The organism is Microbulbifer variabilis, assembly GCF_020524905.1.
GTDB lineage: Bacteria > Pseudomonadota > Gammaproteobacteria > Pseudomonadales > Cellvibrionaceae > Microbulbifer > Microbulbifer variabilis_A.
Window position 1 is genome coordinate 48,879 of the sequence record NZ_JAIVKI010000016.1, and the last position, 13,092, is coordinate 61,970.

General features: G+C 54.4%; 13 protein-coding genes and 1 pseudogene. 8 read left to right on the forward strand and 6 right to left on the reverse strand.

Going from position 1 to position 13,092, the window contains the following annotated elements; all coding sequences use genetic code 11:
• Nucleotides 1-13: 13 nt before the first annotated feature.
• Together LC073_RS16355 and LC073_RS16360 are read right to left on the reverse strand one after the other, a co-directional pair.
• A complete protein-coding gene (locus LC073_RS16355) occupies nucleotides 14-313 on the reverse strand; it encodes a YciI family protein (RefSeq protein WP_226648391.1) in 300 nt (99 codons plus the stop codon).
• 45 nt (nucleotides 314-358) lie between these two features.
• On the reverse strand, nucleotides 359-1,084 hold the full coding sequence (locus LC073_RS16360) for a VC0807 family protein (RefSeq protein WP_226648392.1): 726 nt from the start codon (nucleotides 1,082-1,084) through the stop codon (nucleotides 359-361).
• 248 nt (nucleotides 1,085-1,332) lie between these two features.
• On the opposite strand from LC073_RS16360, the gene LC073_RS16365 reads away from it, so the two are divergent.
• The 5 genes and pseudogenes from LC073_RS16365 (at nucleotide 1,333) to rluB (ending at nucleotide 6,184) form a co-directional block, all read left to right on the forward strand.
• Nucleotides 1,333-2,247 (forward strand): PHP domain-containing protein, encoded by a 915-nt coding sequence (locus LC073_RS16365; RefSeq protein WP_226648393.1) that lies wholly within the window; start codon nucleotides 1,333-1,335, stop codon nucleotides 2,245-2,247.
• Between the two features lie 117 nt (nucleotides 2,248-2,364).
• Entirely contained in the window at nucleotides 2,365-2,988 is a 624-nt protein-coding gene (locus LC073_RS16370; RefSeq protein WP_226648394.1) for an L-threonylcarbamoyladenylate synthase, read from the forward strand.
• A gap of 54 nt (nucleotides 2,989-3,042) precedes the next feature.
• Nucleotides 3,043-3,942: pseudogene (locus LC073_RS16375) on the forward strand (segregation and condensation protein A); the annotation flags it as partial.
• 209 nt (nucleotides 3,943-4,151) lie between these two features.
• Nucleotides 4,152-5,330 carry an SMC-Scp complex subunit ScpB gene (gene scpB, locus LC073_RS16380; RefSeq protein ID WP_226648395.1) on the forward strand — a complete coding sequence of 393 codons (1,179 nt, stop codon included), beginning with the start codon at nucleotides 4,152-4,154 and terminating at the stop codon, nucleotides 5,328-5,330.
• A complete protein-coding gene (rluB, locus tag LC073_RS16385; protein ID WP_226648396.1) occupies nucleotides 5,327-6,184 on the forward strand; it encodes a 23S rRNA pseudouridine(2605) synthase RluB in 858 nt (285 codons plus the stop codon). The genes scpB and rluB overlap by 4 nt, the downstream gene beginning before the upstream one ends.
• A gap of 72 nt (nucleotides 6,185-6,256) precedes the next feature.
• On the opposite strand, the gene LC073_RS16390 is transcribed toward rluB, so the two are convergent.
• The 3 genes from LC073_RS16390 to LC073_RS16400 form a co-directional block, all read right to left on the reverse strand.
• Entirely contained in the window at nucleotides 6,257-6,976 is a 720-nt protein-coding gene (locus LC073_RS16390) for an SRPBCC family protein (RefSeq protein ID WP_226648397.1), read from the reverse strand.
• A gap of 89 nt (nucleotides 6,977-7,065) precedes the next feature.
• Nucleotides 7,066-8,442, reverse strand: a complete 1,377-nt coding sequence (locus LC073_RS16395) for an ATP-binding protein (RefSeq protein WP_226648398.1) — start codon at nucleotides 8,440-8,442, stop codon at nucleotides 7,066-7,068.
• Nucleotides 8,443-8,453: 11 nt separating this feature from the next.
• Nucleotides 8,454-9,158 carry a response regulator transcription factor gene (locus LC073_RS16400; protein ID WP_226648399.1) on the reverse strand — a complete coding sequence of 235 codons (705 nt, stop codon included), beginning with the start codon at nucleotides 9,156-9,158 and terminating at the stop codon, nucleotides 8,454-8,456.
• A gap of 168 nt (nucleotides 9,159-9,326) precedes the next feature.
• Here LC073_RS16400 and LC073_RS16405 point away from each other — a divergent pair, with 168 nt between their 5' ends.
• The 3 genes from LC073_RS16405 (at nucleotide 9,327) to LC073_RS16415 (ending at nucleotide 10,944) form a co-directional block, all read left to right on the forward strand.
• Nucleotides 9,327-9,794 (forward strand): Spy/CpxP family protein refolding chaperone, encoded by a 468-nt coding sequence (locus tag LC073_RS16405; protein WP_226648400.1) that lies wholly within the window; start codon nucleotides 9,327-9,329, stop codon nucleotides 9,792-9,794.
• Between the two features lie 214 nt (nucleotides 9,795-10,008).
• A complete protein-coding gene (locus LC073_RS16410; RefSeq protein WP_226648452.1) occupies nucleotides 10,009-10,560 on the forward strand; it encodes a flavodoxin in 552 nt (183 codons plus the stop codon).
• A 6-nt stretch (nucleotides 10,561-10,566) separates the two neighbouring features.
• On the forward strand, nucleotides 10,567-10,944 hold the full coding sequence (locus LC073_RS16415; protein ID WP_226648401.1) for a hypothetical protein: 378 nt from the start codon (nucleotides 10,567-10,569) through the stop codon (nucleotides 10,942-10,944).
• Between the two features lie 77 nt (nucleotides 10,945-11,021).
• Here LC073_RS16415 and LC073_RS16420 read toward each other — a convergent pair whose 3' ends face one another.
• Entirely contained in the window at nucleotides 11,022-12,980 is a 1,959-nt protein-coding gene (locus LC073_RS16420; protein ID WP_226648402.1) for an alpha/beta hydrolase family protein, read from the reverse strand.
• Nucleotides 12,981-13,092: the final 112 nt, after the last annotated feature.

Sequence of the window (13,092 nt, forward strand, 5' to 3'; positions counted from 1 at the left end):
GTGCTTGTTGTTATTAGGGCAGTACTAATTTGAATGGCTTGACGGAGACTGAGGCGTAGACGCCAGCCGTCACATAGGGATCGCTGTCGGCCCAGGTTTGAGCCTCCTCCAGCGAGGGGAACTCGGCAATAACGAGGCTGCCGCTAAAGCCAGCCTCACCGGGCTCCTCACTATCAACGGTGGGGTGCGGCCCTGCCACCAGCAGGCGACCCTCGTCTTTGAGACGGTTGAGTCGGGCTAGATGATCGGGGCGCGCTTTTTTGCGCAAAGGGAGACTATCGCTAACATCTTCACTGATGATTGCGTACCACATTGTGAATCTTGCTCTTGTTAGTTAATCAGGAAATTTTGTTTTTTGTTATTGGGCAATCATGACTTCTTCCAGCTTCAACCCGGTTAGTTTGCCGATGCGGGAAAATAGAAAGAAGAGCACCAGCATTAAAATAATGGTGGCTGGCAGTGCGATTACTGGGTAGCTGAGTGCTGTCATTTTACCCAGCTCTTCGTTGAAAGCCTCTGTACCCGGGGGGCTTTGTAAAATAATTTTTGCTAGCACGTAATTGAGTACTGAGGATAGGAAAAAAGAGGCGGCGATCATCCAGGAGGCCTGTTGCAGAGTACGGTCGAAGGCACCCTGGTTACCTTTGCTGGCGAGGCTCTGTGCGATTTTATCGGTATCCAGAATCTGATCGTTGTACAGCAGGGTCTTAACCAGTGGCCAGCGGGTGTAGAGGGAGGCGACAGTGGCGATACCCAACAGGCCAGGAATGGCGGCTTCTTTAATGGCAATATACTGCGGGTCCAGTTCCAGCAGGCTGATACCGCCGGTAAGCATAATACTGATAATCCCAAGGGCGGAGAAGAAGTTGACCTTGCCGGAGCGAATGAGGTCACGCAGTCCGTAGCCGAGGGGAAAGGCCAGTGCGACCACTAGTGCCCATTTGGTGCCAAGCCAATCGTCCCCTGAGAGTTTGGTCAGGACCAGAGTGGGGATAACGATATTTAGAAGCAGGTTGCCGAGCAGGCCCTCTTTCTTCTTGGGCTTTTGCTGGGAGACTGGGGTGGTCGAATTCGTTTCGCTCATACTCAATTCCGGTGATAATGCCCGCGGGAAGTTAGTTGAGAAGTCACATTACAATGGCCTTCCAGGAAAACTCTTCCCCACTGACAATACTGCTGTCAGACTCCGGTTCCTCGTGGCCGCCAAGGGAGACCTATGGTCCGGGCCCTATCCCTGAAAACACCGGTTGAGCTATGACAGCGACACCGGGTTATCGTTCCAAATAATAGATACTGCGACTTTTAATCCCCAGAGAGAGTGAGAGCCAGCTGTTGAGTTTCCAGCCAGAAGATCTGAATACAGACCTTGTAGACCTTCACTGCCACAGTACCGCATCCGACGGTATTTTAAGTCCTGCACAGCTGGTGTCGAGAGCGAAATCCCAGGGTGTGACACTGATGGCGCTCACCGACCATGATACGGTGGATGGCGTGGCGGAGGCGCAGGCGGTAGGTGACCAGTTAGGCGTCACTGTGGCAACGGGGATCGAATTCTCCAGCCTTTGGGGGCGACGATCCATCCATGTTGTCGGGTTGAATGTTGACCCGGCAGCCGAAGGCTTGCGTGAGGCCATCGCCCTGCGCGAGGGGCTGCGCCAGGAACGGGCCGAGAAGATTGCTGAGCGCTTACATAAGCGAGGCTTTCACGGAGCCTTGGAGGGGGGGCGAGCAATTGCTGGAGATTCCGTGCTGGGGCGGCCGCATTTCGCCCGCTGGTTGGTGGAAGCCGGGCATGTTGAAGACACTGCACGGGCATTCAAACGTTATTTGGGTGCTGGCAAGATCGGCGATGTGCGTGTGGAGTGGCCACAATTGCAGGAAACCATAGAAACCATCCAGTCTGCTGGTGGCACAGCCGTGCTGGCGCACCCTCTCAAATACGGTCTCACTCGCACCCAATTGCTTTGCCTCCTGACAGAGTTTCAACACAGTGGCGGCAATGCTGTAGAGCTGCTCTGCGGCCGACAGAATCCCACGCAAACCAGGGAACTGCGCAGTTTGATGGCGTTGGCAGTTGGCGATTCCGGCGACGCTCCAATGCATAGCTCTTTGGGCAGTGACTTCCACCAACCGGAGCAGCCCTGGAGGGAACTCGGCTGTGTGCGTTTGCCCGAAGACGTCGAGCCTGTGTGGAATCTGTGGCACACTCTGCACCGGGATCGACCGGGGGAAGCGATATCTGCCTGATGGTGTGACGTTCCATGCCGTGTGAGATGGGGGTGTGGATATTGGTCGACACCAAATCCCCGGCGGGTATCAGAACCCGCCGCTAGAGGTTTCAATTGATTAAAGCTTGGGGGCTTTGTGGCGCAGTTCTTTCAAATTCATCCGGACAATCCTCAAGGGCGCCTGATCGGTCAGGCCGCGGATATAGTGACCAGTGGCGGAGTGATTGTTTATCCCACCGATTCCGCCTATGCGATTGGTTGTCGCCTTGGGGAAAAACTGGCGGTAGAGCGGATTCGCGCCCTGCGTCAGCTGGATAAAAATCACAACTTTACCCTGATGTGTCGTGACCTTTCCGAGTTGGCTACTTATGCCAAGGTGGATAATCAGATGTTCCGCCTGCTGAAAAACCACACTCCGGGTTCCTATACCTTTATTATGCCGGCTACCGCTGAGGTGCCGCGCCGCCTGATCCATCCCAAACGCAAAACAATCGGCATTCGTGTGCCCGATAACCCCATCGCCCTGGCATTGATTGAGGCGGTGGGTGAACCGTTAATGAGCTGCAGCCTGATTATGCCTGGCGATGAACAGCCATTGACGGACCCCTATGATATTCGCGACACCCTCGAACATCAGGTGGAGCTGGTGATCGATGGTGGTTTTTGTGGGCTGGAAGCGACCACTGTGATCGACCTTACCGGTGAAGAGCCTGAGCTGATTCGCCAGGGGTGTGGTGTCACTGATGAAATACTGGGCTGATTGGCGCCGCGCTGGTGTATAATCGGCCGTTTGCGATTTTGAGGGTGGGGCAGGGTGTCCAGTGAAGAACTACTAGCTGAGGTGGAGGAGCAGGTACTCGCCGATGTTGCGGCTGCCGAAACCGACGCCTCTGCTGACCTGCCCTCGGAAAGCCCAAACTCCCACGAGAGTGAGGAGGTCAAGGGGCCTCTCGCGCTCGTATTGGGTGAGGCCTTTACCGACCTTCCACCGGACCTTTTTATTCCACCGGATGCACTGGAAGTTATCCTGGAGGCTTTCGAGGGCCCCCTGGATCTGCTGCTATATCTAATCCGCCGCCAGAACCTGGATATTCTGGAAATTAACGTCTCAGATATCACCCGCCAATATATGGCCTATGTGGAGATGATGACGTCGATGCGTTTTGAATTGGCGGCGGAGTATCTGGTGATGGCGGCAATGCTCGCCGAGATCAAATCGCGCATGCTGTTGCCACGTCCGCCGGCGGCGGAAGAGGAGGAGGGCGAGGACCCACGTGCTGCACTGATTCGTCGCCTGCAGGAATACGAGCGCTTCAAGACCGCCGCCGAGGACCTCGATGAGATCCCGCGCATGGGTCGCGATATCCATCAGGCCAGTGCCGAGGGGCCGGATCGCAATATCACCCGGCCCGACCCCGAGGTGGATCTCAAGGAAGTGCTGGTGGCACTGGCAGACGTGTTGCGACGCGCCGACATGTTTGAGAGCCACCAGGTGGAGCGGGAAAAACTCTCCACTCGCGAGCGTATGACCCAGGTACTCGATCAGATTCGCCACGGGCAGTTTGTGCCCTTTGTGAGTCTGTTCACTGCGGAGGAGGGACGCCTCGGCGTAGTGGTGACTTTCCTCGCGGTGATGGAACTGGTTAAGGAGTCTCTGGTAGAACTGGTGCAAAATGAGGCTTTTGGTCCCATTCATGTGCGCGCAGCCAGCCGCAATAACGAAGTTGGCGATGATGAGTTCAACGAAAGTGAGCGTGACTTCGATAATGGAGAATTGGAGGAGATGTCTCGTTTATCCGGTGATGAGGGCACTCTGAACAGTGATTTAACCGATGGCGATTTAATCGACGGTGATTTGATCGATAAAGAGCCGCTCACTGCGGGGCAGGTGGAGCCCAGAGAAGAAGAGTTGGAAACAATAAAATGACAATCGCTCCGGAGTTACTGCGCAGAATCCTGGAGGGTGCCCTGCTGGCCTCGGCACAGCCTCTCAGTGAGGAAAAGTTGTTGTCCTTGATGGATGAGGAGGAGCGCCCCTCTGCCACAACTTTGCGAGATGTGCTGGGTGAGATTGCCGAGAGTTGTGCCGGACGCGGCTTTGAACTGAAAAAAATTGCCAGCGGCTGGCGCTTTCAAGTGCCGGAAGACCTGGCCCCCTGGGTGAATCGCTTATGGGAAGAGAAAGCTCAGAGGTATTCCCGCGCAACTCTGGAAACACTGGCGATTATCGCCTATCGCCAACCGGTCACCCGAGGTGATATTGAGGATATCCGTGGGGTTGCCGTCAGCTCTCAGATTGTGAGGACGCTATTGGATAGAGGTTGGGTCAAGGTGGTTGGCCACCGCGATGTACCGGGTAAGCCCTCGCTCTACGCGACCACCAGGGACTTTCTCGATTATTTCAATCTGTCCACTCTGGATGATCTGCCCACTCTGGCTGAGATCCGCGATATCGAGAGTTTGAATAAGATTCTTGAGTCCGAGGGGCTGCCGCCCGAGGAAATTGCCGCTGCTCTCGCCGCTGAGAGGAGCGAGGGGCTTCCAGAGGATGAGGAGGCGAGAGAGGAAACGGAAGCAGAGGCCGGCGCAATCGAATGTGAAGAGCGTCAGGAGTCTGAAGAATTTCAAGAGGATGTCGATGCAGCGGAGGATGCCCGAGTCGCGGCTGCGCTTGAGGAAATCGCTGCGGAGGCCGATATTCAACTAGGGGTCGATGCAGAGCTGTCTGTGATTGAGACAGAAATTGCCGAAAGCGAAGAAGTGGCGGTAACTGAGTTGCCCGAAGCGGTGCAAGAAGAGATCAGGGAAGACGCACCGGAAGATGAACGGGAGTTGGTGCAGGCGCAGCCTGAGAGTCCCGAGGCTTCTGAGCCTTTGAGTACCACCGAGAAGGAACCAACTCCTAAAGAAGAACATGAAAGCGAAATTGAACAGGATGTCGAAGACGGGGAGCCACAAGCCCCTATTGCGGCAACACTGCCGAAGAGCAGCCTGTTTGGTGATATCGATACTGAGGCTGCCACCGATCAAGAGGAGCGGGGAAGCAGTGATGTCGATGAAGATTCCCAAGATGTAGTGCAAGCGGAAAACACCACCCCATGAGTGATGGCACCTCGCCAGCAGGCGAAAAATTGCAAAAAGTATTAGCGCGCAGCGGCCTGGGGTCGCGGCGTGAAATGGAACGCGCGATTGATGCGGGTCGCGTGACGGTTAACGGAAAAGTAGCTGAACTCGGCGAGCGGGTTACCGGAGAAGATCATATCGAATTTGATGGTCAGGGTTTGCCCTCCAGCGCGGAAAACCGCTGTCGGGTAATTCTGTACAACAAGCCAGTTGGAGAGATTTGCTCACGCCACGACCCGGAGGGGCGCCCTACGGTTTACGATCGCTTGCCCCGACTGAAAACGGGTCGCTGGATTTCCGTTGGTCGCCTGGATTTCAACACCAGTGGCCTGCTGCTGTTTACCAATAGCGGCGAGTTGGCCAATAAATTGATGCACCCCTCGTCGGTGATCGATCGCGAATACCTCGTGCGCATCCAGGGTGATGTAGACGAGGAGATGAAGCGACGACTGCTAAAAGGTGTGCTGCTGGACGATGGTCCTGCGCGCTTTACCGATATCGTCGAGAGTGGCGGCGAGGGCAAAAATCGCTGGTTCTACTGCGTGGTGATGGAAGGGCGCAACCGCGAGGTGCGTCGCCTGTGGGAGTCCCAGGGCGTTCGTGTAAGCCGTCTAAAGCGGGTGCGCTACGGCAGTGTATTTATCCCCTCCCATGTGCGCGTGGGCCAGTGGATCGAGATGGAACCCAGGGAAATCGACGACCTGTGTATTACTGCCGGCCTGCCCAAACTGGGTCAACGTCCGCTGACTCAGGGGGAAAAGCAAACCCTGGAGCGACAGCGGCGCAAGCTGCGCAAGTCACCGGTACCGGCACAGCGGCGCAATAAGTCTTGAGTCGCTGTTGGATACTTTATAAAAAAAGCCCGCCTTGAGCGGGCTTTTTTTGGGTAGGGCAAAAGTTTCGGCCTATGGCTGATTTTCCTTTTGCGGCTCCTTTTGATCTTCATTTTCTGGAGTTTCCCCGGCCTCTTCCTGCTGCTGGTTCTGCATCTCCGATTGCACCCCTTGGGGGCCTCCGCCCATTGCGTCGTCAACATCGGAGGGAATATCGGATACCGAATTACTGGTATCGCTATTTCCCCCTCCTTTAATTCCATCCGTCTTAGCGCTGGACTCCATCAGCTGCTTGAGTTTTGCCAGTCCCTGCTCATAAGACTCGCCCACCATTTTCTTTATGGCCAGTCCCATCCAGCGCTCTCTGGGGCCCCCACCTGTGTCGGTGTTAAAGCTCCAGACAACCTGAGTGCCGCCGTTTTTAGGCAGCAACTTGAACTCCGCTGTGGCTTCACTGCCATCGCCAAAATCAAGCTTGTTGAGCACTGTGGAGTTTGGTGTGCTGGCGGTGATGGTCTGGGTTCCGCTGCCCTCTTTGGAGTTTTCCCCCTGCCAGCTCATGGTTGCACCGACCCCCGTCTCTGGACCGCTGTATTGGTACTCCATGGCGGGGTCGATATGCCGCCAGGGGGACCAGCTGTTGAACTTGCGATAGTTATTGATGTAGGGGAATACGGCCTGGGGCGGTCTGTCGATATAGATACTGCGCTCCAGCGAGACTTCGCGGGGAAACAGATAGCCGGCCAGGAACAGCAGTATCAGGAATACCAGGATATAGAGTATCCAGCGCATAGCGGGGCCCTTTGCAAATTTTGGGGCCAAAACCCCGACCGCCGGCGAATTGCCAGCGCTAGTCAAGGTTATAGCAGTTCCTCTGCGGTTTAATCGTCGCTGAGGTGGATAAGCGGCAGCTGGATCTCGACGCAGAGGCCGGCACCGGCATGGTTACGCGCGGTAATACGGCCGCCGTGGTGCAGTATCGTGCGCTGTGCGATAGCCAGCCCCAGGCCAAAACCGCCACTCTCGCGCGTGCGGGCACTGTCTGTGCGGTAGAAGGGGCGGAATATTGCCTCCAGATCAGATTCGTCTACCCCGGAGCCAGAGTCGATCACGGAAATGCTGCAGCTATCGGTGGACTCCTGTACCAGTACCCGCACCAGTCCATGGGAGGGACTGTATTTGATGGCGTTGCGCAGGATATTTTCCAGCGCTGCGGTCAGGGAGCTGCCGCGAGTGGCCACTAGAAGTTCTTCGCCACTGGTGCTCATATCAAAACTGAGGTGTTTTTCCGCCGCTTCGATATGCAGGTCGTCAACTAGGGCTGAAAGGAGGCTGTTGAGTTCCACTACATCGTCCAGTGGGCGTTGCTCCTGGTTGCTCACCGGCAGAGAGAGAACGTCGGCAATAATATCCTCCAGGTAGTCCGCCGCTTTGCCAATTTTATCCAGTTCAGTATCGAGCCCCGCCACCTGCTTTTGGCGGGCGATGGCCAAGGCCACTTGCAATCGCGCCAGGGGAGAGCGCAACTCGTGGGAGACGTCTTTGATCAGGCGGCGCTGCTCTGACATGGACTCCTGTAGCTGGGCGGTCATGGAATCGAAGTCCAGCGCCAGATCGGTCAGCTCATCGTTGCGGCTGTGCAGGCTGGGAGCGACCCGATAATCCAATTCACCGGCGGCAACCCGCTTGGTGGCGGCGCGCAACTGTTCCAGGGGGCGGCTCAAGTAGGTGGCCAGCCAATAGCAGGCGATACCGGAGGCGATCATGGAGAGCAGCAACATAGGCCAGAAGTTGCGCCACAGGAATCGCAGCAATAGTCCCTCTTTGCTATCCCCGGCAACCAGGGCGATACGCAACGGGTCACCAGTGCGTAGTGGCAGGAAAAAGCCCACGGTGGGTTTGTTGTCCACCAGCATGTGGGCCTCGCGATTGCGGTAGTCGAGGCTGTTAATCAGCGGCGCCATACTCTGTGGCACCGGCCGCCCCAACAGGTCATTGCCCTCGCTGTCCACCGCGTAAACGCGCCGTTTGACTTTCTTGGGCGCACGCTCGAGCCAGTGCTGAAATTGCTCCGGTCCGTGGCGGCGGGCGATACGCATGTTGCGCATTACCTCTCGAAACAGTGCGGGACCCTCCCAGCGCTCCTCCTGACGGGGGTCACCAAACTCGCCAAAGTGGGTAATGTAAATGGCGGCAACCACCATCACCATGGCGGTGATCCATGCGCCAAAAAACATTTTCCAGAAGAGGCTGCGCATTTTGATACTACCTACTGCTTGGCCTGGGTGAGCATGTAACCGGCACCGCGGATATTGATAATCAGATCGCGGCTGGCACCTTTATCCGCGAGCTTCTTGCGAATGTTGCTGACGTGTACATCGATGGAGCGGTCGTAGGGCATCAGTTTGCGCCCCAGGGCACTCTCGGTGAGCACCTCTTTGCTCACCACATCCCCGGCGCTTTGGACCAGTACCTTGAGCACGGAAAATTCGGCGCCGGTCAGGGATAGGGCCTGGTCGCCCCAATAGGCCTGGTACTCGGCTGGCAGCAGGCGCAATTGACCGCTGCTGAGGCTGTCGTCATTGTCCTCTACGTCGACCCGACCGCGACGCAGGATAGCCCGCAGGCGCGCCGCCAGCTCACGGGGATTACAGGGTTTGGGTAGATAGTCATCGGCACCCATCTCCAGGCCCACGATTCGATCCACGGTATCCCCTTTGGCGGTCAGCATAATGACCGGCAGGGAGCGGCTGGTAGGGGAAGCCTCTTCCCGCAACTTGCGCAGTACATCAAACCCGTTGTGCACCGGCAGCATCACGTCTAATACCAGCGCATCAAAGTGCTGGCTCTGGGCTAATTCCAGTCCGCGACCACCATCATTGGCAGCGGTTACATCGAAGCCCTCCCCGGTGAGGTACTCCCTCAGCAGGTCAGTTAATTCTGTGTCATCGTCGATTAGAAGGATGCGGCTCATGGCGTTCTCTCAATGGCTGTGGGGCCATTATATGCAAAGCACTGGCGCTAGTTATCGCCGACTATTGGGCTTTTTACCGTTCTTAACAAATGTTTACCGCAGTTTGCCCCTGTTTACACAGGCCCGACTTACTATGAAATCACTGAATACAAACGTGAGGACGGAGTGATGAGAAACTGGAAACTAGTGCTGAGTAGCCTGGCTCTGGCCGGAGTAATGGCGGCCCCTGCAGCTACTATGGCGTTTGGTGGAGAGGAAGGCCATCACAAACGCGGATTTGAGCACATGGCCCGCAAGTTGGATCTGACCGAGGGCCAGAGAGCGCAATTAAAGGCTAACAGAGATAGTAACAGCGAAAGTAGGAATGCCCAGCGTCAGCAGTTACAAGAGCTGCGCCAGCAAATTCATACCGCTTTGGAGAATGGCGCAGACCAGGCCACCCTGGATCAACTCGGTGCAGAACTGGGTAAATTGGAAATGCAAAAAATGCAAAACCACTTCCAAATGCGCCAACAGTTCGAGGCGATTCTCACCGATGAGCAAAAAGCAAAATATGAAGAATTGAAAGAGCAGCGCAAAGAGCACCGTATGAAGTGGCGCGAGGAGCGCCTCGAGCGCCGCACCACAGAAAGTTGATCTCCCCCCGAATCGCAGACTCCTTGTGCGATCCGCCGGGCGCACCCTTCCCCAGAGGCCCGGTCGGTTCATAACCCTTTGCCCCCGTTACGGGGGCTTTTTTGTTCCCGGACGCCACCCTGGTCAGCTTGCCGTGCCCCGTCTTTGCTGGGAGAATACGCCGCCCCGCCAATAGGTATCAAGTGTGGCCCGGTTTGGGCGAAGAGGAATGACTGTGAGCAAAATCGGCTTGTTTTATGGCAGCGACGAAGGCAATACCGAATCTGTAGCCCTGCGTATTCGCGCCCGACTGGGTGAGGAGCGAGTGGACCTGTTTGATATCGCCGATGTTACCCAATTGGACATTGCCAATTACGAGCAGCTGATTTTCGGTATTCCTACCTGGGACTTCGGTCAGATTCAATCTGATTGGGAAGAGTTCTGGGAGGATGTGCAGGAAATAGACTTCAGTGGCAAGACGGTGGCCCTGTTTGGTCTGGGCGATCAGTTTGGTTACGGCGATTACTTCCTGGACGCGATGGGCATGTTGCACGATGTGATTGTCGAGCGAGGGGCGACGATTGTCGGCTTGTGGTCCACCGCTGGCTATGAATTTGAGGCTTCCAAGGCGGAAATTAAAGGCGAGGGCAAATTTATGGGCCTGGCTATTGATGAAGACCAGCAGGAAGAGCTGACTGCCGAGCGCCTCAACCTCTGGTGCAAGCAGATTGCCGATGAGCTTGCTCTCGAAGGTGGGGTTGCCAGCGTTGTCGAGCTGGATGATTAAAGCTTCATGCAGCAGACCATCCCCTTCAAAGAGTTTTGGCCCTGGCTGACCGAACACCCCAATTGCATTCTCCGGGCCGGCACCCCGGAAAGCGTCGTTTACGATGATGATGACTATTATTGGCGCTTTGCTGAGGAAGATACTCGCACACTGCTGGTGCAAGTGATGCGTGGCAAACGCCCGGTAGCGGAATTTTTTATTGAGCCATCACATATTGCTTCTGTACAAGTGGGCCCAGGAGAAAGAGGGGAATATAACTTCGACCTGATGACAGAAATACACGGGCAATTGCAGGTAATTTATTATTTTGTGCTGTCTCATGGCTTAGAGGAGCAGGTAAGTCCAGTCGAGGACCCCTCCCAGGCTTCGGGGCACCTCCACTAACGGCGTTGTCATTCGGTTGTGAGTTGGCGGCACCAGTCGAGTTACCGATTGGTGCCGAAAAGACTGATGTTAATTTGTTACTGTTTCACAGCCGGCTGTTTTTCTACTGATCCGACGCCAATATGCTCATCAAGGAAGGCTAACAGTTCGGTATAAAGCTTCATATTGTTGTCCTCGCTATAAAATCCGTGCCCTTCATTGGCAACAATAAGGCTTCTTGCTGGTTTCCCTTCTTTCTCAAGTTTTTCCAATAGCTCTTCGGCATGTTCAACGGGCACTCGCTCATCTTTCTCACCGTGAATAATAAACAAGGGGATGTTGAGCTTGTCCGTATTGTGTATGGGGGAGTTATCCCTGAGAAAATTTTCGTCTTTACTGAGTTCCCTTCTCAGATAGGCAATACCCCGGTCACGACGTTTAATGTCTCCCTTGGTGTACATCATCTCCAGGTCATACACACCAGCATAACCAATGGCGCATTTGTACAGATCCGGATATCTGATTGGGTTCATTAAAGCGGAGTAACCACCGAAGCTTGCGCCGTAAATACAAACACGCTCAGGATCTGCGTAGCCTTTTTCTACTGCCCAATTAACTGCATCGGCGATATCTTTTTGGATCTTCCCTCCCCACTCGCGTTCTCCGGCGGTATAAAACGCATCGCCGTAACCTGTAGAGCCGCGGAAGTTAACTTGCAGTACCAAATATCCGTTTTGTGAAAGTATCTGCGCTTCTTGGTTGTAACCCCAGTAATCGCGGGCATGAGGGCCGCCGTGGGGTAGAACCACCATGGGGTGGTTTTTCTTGGAGCCCTTCGGGAATGTGAGATATACCCCGACCCGTAAACCGTCTTCGGTAGTGAAGGCATCAGCCATCATAGGATTTAGTTGTTTGGGATTTAGCCAGTTCGCGGATGAGATAAGAAAATCTACACTTTTGGATTTCATATTCACCAGGAAATAATCGCTGGGCAGGCGGTCGCCCTGCACCTCAAGTATTCCCAGAGTACCGTCGGAGGTAAAACTTGTGAAAAAAATATGGTATCCATCAAAAACTTTTTTGAGTCCTCGGAAAAAAGCCGCAAACCCTTCGTCTTCGCTGAAGAATTTCTCCTGTGGATAGTCGGGGTGCAAATAGATGCCAAGCGGCTTATAGCTGCCAGGGGCACGGATCACGCCGTGTATATCGGAAATTTTATGCTGATAGATAACAGAATATTTGTTTGAGCCCGGCTTTAACCTGATGAACTTTTCAGTTTGATTCTCCTCGGTAAGGGATAAATATGACTCACCTGTCTCGCTATCAAAACCAATTGGTGTCGCGGTATCCAGTAGGGGGTTGCCGACTCTTTCCCACCCTTGTTTTGACCTAAAAAATAGCTGGCTAATTCCTTCTTCAGTGGTGCCGTTGGCAAATAGAAGGTTTCCATTTTGGTCTGTATACGCACGCCCCCAGGCCTGAGGAAGTCGGGATATACGTTTTTTGACTCCGTTGTATATATTGAGTCTCAAAACTTCGCCAATAGACTCTTGGTTATTTGCCCAGGGGTGTGTAGAGACTAAGATTTCTTTCTCTCTGTCTAGGAGAGGATCTATTAAGGTGGCATGGGCGTAGGTGGTCTCAGCTTTTTTAAAACGAGACCCCACTTGCCTCTCTCCAGCCAGGTGTCCAAAAATATTCTTGCCTTTGGTCCCGTCGTAGTTAATGGCAAATAGAGAACCATAAAAAACGGGTGCTTCCAATGCGGCCTTGCGTGACATGACTTCAGCCACAACTCGTTCATTATTAGCCCAGAAAAAATCGCCGACCTCTTCCTTGCCGCGAAATCGGAGTGTGCCTGTGATCTTAAGAGGGTTAATGGACATAAAAACAAGCATCCGCTCCCCTTCATATAATTTTTTAACAGCTAAATGGCTGCCGGTGGGAGAGATTTTAATTTCCTGAATATCTGCGTGACGTACCAAGTCGGATAGGGCAACTTGCTCGCAAATTGCAAAGGCGGGCCACAGGAAAAGAATAAATAACAACTTGCGCATTAAAAGGATCCTTGTCACGAGACTTATAATTATGAGCGACAAGGGAGGCAAATAAAATGGCTGAGGCGGGCCCATGAGGCGCCGCCTTCGCTAAAAAGTCAGGATAATAGAA

What these genes read in the sequence shown, in the direction of transcription:
- LC073_RS16405 (WP_226648400.1), top strand. Translation starts at nt 9,327, where the DNA reads ATGAGAAACTGGAAACTAGTGCTGAGTAGCCTGGCTCTGGCCGGAGTA.
- LC073_RS16390 (WP_226648397.1), bottom strand. Translation starts at nt 6,976, where the DNA reads ATGCGCTGGATACTCTATATCCTGGTATTCCTGATACTGCTGTTCCTG.
- LC073_RS16400 (WP_226648399.1), bottom strand. Translation starts at nt 9,158, where the DNA reads ATGAGCCGCATCCTTCTAATCGACGATGACACAGAATTAACTGACCTG.
- LC073_RS16360 (WP_226648392.1), bottom strand. Translation starts at nt 1,084, where the DNA reads ATGAGCGAAACGAATTCGACCACCCCAGTCTCCCAGCAAAAGCCCAAG.
- LC073_RS16420 (WP_226648402.1), bottom strand. Translation starts at nt 12,980, where the DNA reads ATGCGCAAGTTGTTATTTATTCTTTTCCTGTGGCCCGCCTTTGCAATT.
- scpB (WP_226648395.1), top strand. Translation starts at nt 4,152, where the DNA reads ATGACAATCGCTCCGGAGTTACTGCGCAGAATCCTGGAGGGTGCCCTG.
- LC073_RS16355 (WP_226648391.1), bottom strand. Translation starts at nt 313, where the DNA reads ATGTGGTACGCAATCATCAGTGAAGATGTTAGCGATAGTCTCCCTTTG.
- rluB (WP_226648396.1), top strand. Translation starts at nt 5,327, where the DNA reads ATGAGTGATGGCACCTCGCCAGCAGGCGAAAAATTGCAAAAAGTATTA.
- LC073_RS16415 (WP_226648401.1), top strand. Translation starts at nt 10,567, where the DNA reads ATGCAGCAGACCATCCCCTTCAAAGAGTTTTGGCCCTGGCTGACCGAA.
- LC073_RS16395 (WP_226648398.1), bottom strand. Translation starts at nt 8,442, where the DNA reads ATGCGCAGCCTCTTCTGGAAAATGTTTTTTGGCGCATGGATCACCGCC.